We start from the raw sequence: 6,752 nt of genomic DNA on the forward strand, positions 1-6,752 counted from the left end.
GCCCCGCCACCTCAGCACTCCACCTCCGGCCCGTGCCGAGGTGGCGTGTCCGTCTACCCGGCCCCGCCCTCCACCGATAGACGCGACCTGATCTCAAGAACCAGATCAGCAGCGCGACCGCCGACGAGCACGACGAGAAGAACCCGGGCGCTGCCCGGACCCGGCACCGCTCAGAGATCAGGGGAGCTGCGGTGCGGTCGTGATCTCCTCACAGCGCGCCAGAGGCAGCCAGACCGGCGGCCCGACATGCAAGCCGGGAAAGAGTGGCCTGCACGCCGAACCACCGGCCCGGCAGGGATGAACCCGCGCCGCGAGGAGATCACGCTCAGGACTCCACGCTAGGGCGACAGCATTCCTAGGTTGACTAGGCGGTATCCCATCGCCTGAATACTCACATCAAATTGCCGAGCAAGGGCTGAAATCAACTGATCCCTTCCACCAATTGTTGCCGGGAGGGATCCGTTCATCGCCTCTTCTATGAAGTCTTTCGGCATCAGAAGCGCTGCTGCGAACGCATTTGCCTCTATCTCCTCGAGGTTAGTTGCCATACTCGACACTTCATCGCGCTTATAGATGCGCACCGATTGATCTACAGTCAGCTCTCGCTCCGCGTGCAGGTCGAGATGGCCAAGCTCGTGCGCAATAGTAAACCGCTGCCTTCGGGGGGCTTCCAGATTGTTCACACCAATAATTCGGCGTGACCCATCTCGCATTGCAAATCCTGATTCAATTCCTTGCGATCTACTATAGACAAGCTCGATCCCCTCTGACTCGACGATCTTAATGACGGGGACTGGCGGGAACGCGACGCCGCAACGTACAACAAATTGAGTCGCCCTCTCCTCGATCTTACGCTTCGTCGTCATGCGCTTTCTTTCGATTCACTTATCCGCGAAGTGCGGAGTCCTGCTTCAACGAAGCTGCGGGCAGTGGTCGAGTAGCGTTCCAGGTCGTCGTTCACCGGGCTTGGTAGGCCTTGCCTACTGACGGCGAACGTATCCGCAATTAGATCGCTCGGATCAATCGAGAGACATCCTGCGATGAGAGCTAGCACATGAATCTGCACTCGTTGGCGCCCGGCCTCTAGATTTGCAATCGAGGATCGCGTTAGGCCTGTCTGTTTGCTCAATTCAAGTTGAGTCATGTTCGCAGATGTGCGTGCAACTTTTACTCGACGTCCAACCGCAGAGTAAAAATTGTCTATCTGCTCGTCTGGTGGAGCATTCATCGACAGATCCTCCCGGGGCACGCGGCTACCATAGCCGAGCCGGTTTGTCTAGTAAACCAACGCTACCCGCCTGGGAGTGTGGGGGGTTGACGCCCGACCGCCGGACCGCTAGCGTCCGGCGATGTCGCCCCCACTGACATCACCACACGGTGGGGACACGGGGGACGACATGGAACCGCAGTAGCCGCTCCCCCAAACCACGAAGGGTGGAACCCCATGAGCACCATGCTCATCTCGTACGACCTCAACTCGCCGGGCCAGAAGTACGACGAGTTGATCAAGCACATCAAGAGCTACGGAACGTGGTGTCACGTGCTCGACAGCACCTGGGCCGTCGTTACGACGCGGACTGCCTCCGGCGTTCGTGATGAGTGCCTGAAGCACATCGACACGTCTGACGATCTCCACGTCGTCAACATCACCGGTCAGGGCTCGGCTTGGTACGGCCTCAGCCCGCAGATCAGCGCCTGGTTGAAGAAGCACACCTGATGCGCCGAGGTGCGTGGCTCCGGCGGCGTCCGGAGCCACGCACCGCCGAGCGGCAGTCTCAGTTGCAGTCTCGTTCTCCACCGTCCAGGACGAGCCGTCGCCTGCGGCCACCATCCACATGCCCGACGTCAGAACCCCCGTGACCCGGTTCGAACGCTCGTCACCAGACTTGGAAAGCGTGTTGGGTTCACGCCCTCGGGGGTTCGAATCCCCCATCCTCCGCAGGTGAAGCCCGGTGCGTCGCAGGTAGACGCACCGGGCTTCGTCGTTCGGTCTCACCCAGGCTTTGACGACAGGCCGCCGACCCGTCACGCGGGTGGTGACGCGATGTCCACCAGTGCCGCGGGGTCGTCGCTGTAGGCGACCATCCAGGTCGGGTCGATCCGGTAGTAGACGACCTCGTCCCAGTCCCAGGTCCCGTCGTCGCCGTAGTGCTCGAGGAGGTACTCGCGGACGTCGGGCCAGGTCGGATCGTCCGGTCGGTCACGTGGGTTGAGCGGTGTCGCGCGGCCGTGGGTGAAGATGCCGACCTGCTCGCCGCGCAGGTAGGTCGTACTGATCGCGGGTCGGGCCGCGAGGTGCCGTGCCTTGGCGGCCCGCGGGTGGGTACCGATGACCCACCGGCCGTTCAGGAAGTGCCCGTCGACGGCGCTGATGCGGGGCTCTCCCCGGCGGGTGACGGTGGCGACGGCCAACGTGCACATGCCTCGACAGACCTCGACGACCTGGCGGGCGGTCAGGGTCCGTTCGCAGGGACGGACGATCGACTTGAGGTGGTCGGTCGAGCCGGCCAACGACGAGTCGAGGAGTGCCTGGAGCCGGTGGAGATCAGCCGAGGACTCGAACACCGGACCAGGCAACCACACGCCACGGACACATCCAGCGGATCGGCGTGCTGCCGGGGACCGGGTGGCGGCAGCGGCGGGATGGCGTTGCGCTCGGCCGGGCCGGTGTAGTTGGCGCACACGTGGTCACCGGCCGCGATGTCGACGTCGTGAACCTGGGTGCTCATCGTCGGCTCCTCTCCCGGGCCGGCAGGGCCGGACGACCGACCGGCCCGCACTCCGCCGCAGGCCCGCAACTCGGGCCGCTCGTCGGGGTGGGTCCTGTCAGGGCCGCCGGTCCGGTCGGGTGGTCCGGGCGCAGCGGAGTCGTCGAGCGGTCAGATCGCTCACCAACCGTGGCCGGAGACCCGCCCGCCCACTACCGTCGACCACGGGTCCGCCTCCCGCGGCACCCCCGGACGAGGTGCGTCGTACCCGGCACGACGACGACGCGGCACCGGAGGTGTGTCATGGCATGGGTCGTCCTGGTGATCTCGGGAGTCCTGGAGACCGTCTGGGCGTCGGCGCTGGCCCGCTCGGCGGGGTTGAGCCGGCTCGTCCCGTCCGTGGTGTTCGGCGTCGCGCTGGTGCTGAGCATGGCCGGGCTGGCGTACGCACTGCGGACGATCCCCGTCGGCACCGGCTACGCGATCTGGGTCGGCATCGGCGCCGTCGGCACCGCCGCGTACGGGATGGCGGTACTCGGGGAGCCCGTCACGACGCTGCGGATCCTGTGCCTGGTTCTCATCGTGTCCGGCGTTGTGGGGCTGAAGTTCCTCCATTGAGCCCAACGGGACCTTGATCAGGTCACAACAACCTCACGGACGGGGTGAGCGTGGTTGGCGCGGGGGCGTCCCGGGAACCCGTTGGCAGTTGGTCGCCGACAGCGGCCGCATGGGGCACACAGGAGGATCTGAGATGGGCATTCTGGGCTGGATCATCGTCGGCGGCCTGATGGGGGCGCTCGCCAAGGCGATCATGCCGGGCAACGACCCGGGCGGCATCATCGTCACGATCATCATCGGCATCGTCGGCGGTCTGCTGGGCGGCTTCATCGGGTCCGCGCTGTTCGGCGTGTCGACCGCCGGCTTCTTCGACATCCAGACGTGGCTCATCGCCCTCGTCGGGTCGCTGCTGCTGCTGGGCATCTACCGCGTGGTCGTCGGACGCCGAGCCGTCCGCCGCTGACGCACCGCGCGAAGGCCCCGTCCCCGTCGGGACGGGGCCTTCGTCGTGTCCGGGGGACATGATGACGGCGTGACCGTCCGACTCCTGCTCGCATCGGCCTGCGTCGGCGTCCCGGGGTGGGTGCTCGTCACGCGCTGGGCGAGCGTCGTGCACGGCCATCCCGCGTACCCGGTGCTGCTCGCCGCGCTCGTCGTCGCGGGGGTGGTGATCGCCCTGCGGGCCCGGCGGCCGCGGTCGTCGGGCGGGTGGCGCACCGCGGGCCGGGTCGTGGCGGCCGCGCTGCTCGTGGCGGTCGTCGGCGCGACCGGCTGGCTGCGCCCCTTCGCGGCGACGACCGGCGACCCCCTCGCCGTGGAGGGGCCGACGACCTGGGAGCTGCGACCGTCCGGCGCGCCGTCGTCGGTGGGCGTCGCGTTCTACCCCGGCGCGAGGGTCGACCCCCGCGCCTACCTCGCGCTGCTGCGGCCGCTGGCCGACGCCGGGCACCTCGTCGTGGTGGTGAAGCCGCCGCTGAACATCGGGCTGCTCGCCCCGGCGCCCCCGTTCGACGACCATCCCGGCGTCACCCGTTGGGTCCTCGGCGGGCACTCGCTCGGCGGCACCGCGGCCGCGACGGTGGACGACCCGCGGGTCACCGGGCTGCTGTTCTGGGCCTCCTACCCCGCCGACGACCAGTCCGGGCGCGACGTGGCGGCGCTGTCGGTGTCCGGCGACCGCGACGGCCTCGCCACCCCCGACGACATCGCCGCCACCGCCGACCGGCTCCCCGCCGGCGCGCGCTCGGTGGTGGTGGAGGGCGGGGTGCACGCCTTCTTCGGCGACTACGGCGAGCAGCCGGGCGACGGCGTGCCGGGCGTCGACCGGGCCACGGCGCAGCGGCGGATCGTGGAGGCGACCCGCGAGTTCGTCGGCGGCGTCCGGGGCTGAGGCCGGGAAAGCCGGAACGCCGGGTCCTCGTGGTGAGGAACCCGGCGTCCCGGCTGTTCGCGCTGGCGGTGCGGTGGCGGTGGCGGTGGGATTTGAACCCACGGAGGCTTTCACCTCACACGCTTTCGAGGTCTGCCGACGGCGGTCCGGGGGCGGTCGCGGAGGTGTTCACCTGCGCCATCGCTCCCCTACACTTGAAGTCGAACGTCCGCGGCCGGGTGCGAACGAGACTACGAACGAGACTAAGCAAGATCAGCGTCGCGACCTGCCGCCTGCCTGCTCTCTGTTGTTCGATGAGAGCGCCCGGTCGCCGACGAACGCTCTCGCCATATCGACCGTCAGACTTATGCCAAGGTGGCGCGTGGACTCCGCTCTCCTCGCAGCGATCATCGCTGCTGCTGTTGCGCTACTTGCTGCCATCACGTCGGCGGTTGCCACGATGCGGGTCGGGGCAATCCGTAAGGGCCTCCAGGTGCAGATCGCGATCCCCCGGGTCGACGCATACCGAGCGCTATGGGATCTCACGCGGCCCGGAAGCGTCGGCGAGCCGCTGGACGGAGCGGCACGACGACGCCTCGACGCTCAGATGTTCGAGTGGTACTACACGAACGGCAATGGGATCTTCTTGTCGAACCAGTCCAGGGACCTGCTCCAGGAGACACAGCGAGCACTGGCCCGACCGGGCGAGGACTGGAGCAAGATTGCGGACCTTCTCGGTCAGGTTCGCACCTCGCTACGTAATGATGTTGGCGTGTTTGGCACAGACGACATCCGACGAAGGCGCCGCCAAGCTTGACGACATCCGCGACCACGGGCATATCAGACTGGCCCTGACATCAGATTGGGAACCAGCGTGATGCGCCACGATCATGGCCCTGACCTCGCGCTTGCTCAGCCCCGGAGTGACCGCCAGGGACCGCCACGGGCCGCTGCGGCGGGCACGTCCGGGGCACGCAATACGTCTACCGCCGGAGCCTCCAACGCACACCAGCTCAACCGCCGGCGTCCTGGCCGGGGAATCCGTCATCTACCGGATCGGGTAAGCAGTCCGCATGTCCTTCTGCTTCCGCATCCGCTGCACGCTCGGCACAACCGTGACCCTCTCCTCGGGAGAGCCGCGTTGGATCCTGGCCACCAACGATTCACACGGCCACGATGTGTTCTTGGCTCCCGCCGAAGGTGAAACAATCGGCGGGACACGCGAAATAGTCATACGAGGATCGACCTTCAATACGCACGATACCGCACTAGCAACAGGGCAGCAGTGGCTGGTTCGAGTCAAACGCGCATTCAGTAAGATGAATGTTGGGGCCGATTTCGGCGAAAGAGGAACCGCAGGAGTCTACTTCGACAGCGGCCTAAGGATGCTTGAGGACGAGCACGGGGGACGGATGCTGAATGACTTTATGGGCCTGACGGTGTTCGAGTGTGAACCGGCGCCGATATTTGCAAGAGTGGGACCAGTGACAGCCTCAGTCGGCAAAGGCGGCGTTCTGGAAGCTCTCTCGTTGGCGGCAAAAAAGAATCCGTCTATGTCACCGCAAGAAGAGATGGCATACTCTCTTTACAGCGCATCATTCAACGAGTCACACGCTGACGCTCGCTTCGTAATGCTAATGATGGCGATCGAGACGCTACTTCCAGAGGTCACGCGGCCAGACATCGTACTCGAGCACGTCGAACGCCTCTCCAAGTTGACGGAGACGGCAGACCTCCCCGATCCGGAGAAGAGATCGCTCATTGGCAGCTTGAAGTGGCTGCGGCTGCAGTCCGTGAACCAGTCGGGCCGACAACTAGCCTCCACACTCGGAAGCAGGTCCTACATGGAAGGTAGTTCGACCGGCGCTGAGACTCCGATCAAGTTCTTCACCCGCTGCTACGAGATGCGCAGTGCGCTCGTCCATGGTCATTATCCGCGGCCTACTCGACCCAAGATGTGGGCCTGCGAGCCGCTCATCTGGAGCGATTCGTCGGCGACCTGCTCGCTGGAGATAATCGGGCACAGTAGCTTCGAGCAGCCAGTCTCACGAAAGTCACCCGCTGGACGGTGATCTCGCGGCGCGGGGTTCATCCCTGCCAGGCCGGTGGTTCGGCAT

The 6,752-nt window shown here is 66.0% G+C and carries 9 protein-coding genes and 1 riboswitch; of the genes, 6 read left to right on the top strand and 3 right to left on the bottom strand.

Annotated elements, in window-relative coordinates; translation table 11 throughout:
* Positions 1 to 338 precede the first annotated feature (338 nt).
* Positions 339 to 866, bottom strand: coding sequence for an ImmA/IrrE family metallo-endopeptidase (locus tag PHY01_RS25830; RefSeq protein ID WP_141282852.1), 528 nt, complete (start codon positions 864 to 866; stop codon positions 339 to 341).
* A complete protein-coding gene (locus tag PHY01_RS28330; protein ID WP_370467468.1) occupies positions 863 to 1,228 on the bottom strand; it encodes a helix-turn-helix domain-containing protein in 366 nt (121 codons plus the stop codon). Before PHY01_RS28330 ends, PHY01_RS25830 begins: the two co-directional genes overlap by 4 nt.
* Before the next feature lie 216 nt (positions 1,229 to 1,444).
* On the opposite strand from PHY01_RS28330, the gene PHY01_RS25840 reads away from it, so the two are divergent.
* Positions 1,445 to 1,717, top strand: a complete 273-nt coding sequence (locus PHY01_RS25840; protein WP_141282856.1) for a SinR family protein — start codon at positions 1,445 to 1,447, stop codon at positions 1,715 to 1,717.
* 308 nt (positions 1,718 to 2,025) lie between these two features.
* Here the strand turns inward: PHY01_RS25840 and PHY01_RS25845 are convergent, their stop codons facing one another.
* On the bottom strand, positions 2,026 to 2,565 hold the full coding sequence (locus PHY01_RS25845; protein ID WP_141282858.1) for a pyridoxamine 5'-phosphate oxidase family protein: 540 nt from the start codon (positions 2,563 to 2,565) through the stop codon (positions 2,026 to 2,028).
* A gap of 367 nt (positions 2,566 to 2,932) precedes the next feature.
* Positions 2,933 to 2,997, top strand: a riboswitch (guanidine-III (ykkC-III) riboswitch).
* A 14-nt stretch (positions 2,998 to 3,011) separates the two neighbouring features.
* On the opposite strand from PHY01_RS25845, the gene PHY01_RS25850 reads away from it, so the two are divergent.
* The 5 genes from PHY01_RS25850 to PHY01_RS25870 all read left to right on the top strand — a co-directional run bounded on the left by PHY01_RS25850 (position 3,012) and on the right by PHY01_RS25870 (position 6,707).
* Entirely contained in the window at positions 3,012 to 3,326 is a 315-nt protein-coding gene (locus PHY01_RS25850; protein ID WP_141282860.1) for a DMT family transporter, read from the top strand.
* Between the two features lie 133 nt (positions 3,327 to 3,459).
* On the top strand, positions 3,460 to 3,729 hold the full coding sequence (locus tag PHY01_RS25855; protein WP_141282862.1) for a GlsB/YeaQ/YmgE family stress response membrane protein: 270 nt from the start codon (positions 3,460 to 3,462) through the stop codon (positions 3,727 to 3,729).
* A 69-nt stretch (positions 3,730 to 3,798) separates the two neighbouring features.
* Positions 3,799 to 4,656 (top strand): alpha/beta hydrolase, encoded by an 858-nt coding sequence (locus tag PHY01_RS25860; RefSeq protein WP_170183990.1) that lies wholly within the window; start codon positions 3,799 to 3,801, stop codon positions 4,654 to 4,656.
* Positions 4,657 to 5,017: 361 nt separating this feature from the next.
* Positions 5,018 to 5,452 carry a hypothetical protein gene (locus PHY01_RS25865; protein ID WP_141282866.1) on the top strand — a complete coding sequence of 145 codons (435 nt, stop codon included), beginning with the start codon at positions 5,018 to 5,020 and terminating at the stop codon, positions 5,450 to 5,452.
* 256 nt (positions 5,453 to 5,708) lie between these two features.
* Positions 5,709 to 6,707 carry a hypothetical protein gene (locus PHY01_RS25870; RefSeq protein WP_141282868.1) on the top strand — a complete coding sequence of 333 codons (999 nt, stop codon included), beginning with the start codon at positions 5,709 to 5,711 and terminating at the stop codon, positions 6,705 to 6,707.
* Positions 6,708 to 6,752: the final 45 nt, after the last annotated feature.

The organism is Pseudonocardia hydrocarbonoxydans, from assembly GCF_006539565.1.
GTDB classification, from domain to species: domain Bacteria; phylum Actinomycetota; class Actinomycetes; order Mycobacteriales; family Pseudonocardiaceae; genus Pseudonocardia; species Pseudonocardia hydrocarbonoxydans.

Coding starts and splice junctions, on each gene's coding strand:
- PHY01_RS25870 (WP_141282868.1), top strand. CDS start 5,709: ATGTCCTTCTGCTTCCGCATCCGCTGCACGCTCGGCACAACCGTGACC.
- PHY01_RS25840 (WP_141282856.1), top strand. CDS start 1,445: ATGAGCACCATGCTCATCTCGTACGACCTCAACTCGCCGGGCCAGAAG.
- PHY01_RS25855 (WP_141282862.1), top strand. CDS start 3,460: ATGGGCATTCTGGGCTGGATCATCGTCGGCGGCCTGATGGGGGCGCTC.
- PHY01_RS25830 (WP_141282852.1), bottom strand. CDS start 866: ATGACGACGAAGCGTAAGATCGAGGAGAGGGCGACTCAATTTGTTGTA.
- PHY01_RS25850 (WP_141282860.1), top strand. CDS start 3,012: ATGGCATGGGTCGTCCTGGTGATCTCGGGAGTCCTGGAGACCGTCTGG.
- PHY01_RS28330 (WP_370467468.1), bottom strand. CDS start 1,228: ATGAATGCTCCACCAGACGAGCAGATAGACAATTTTTACTCTGCGGTT.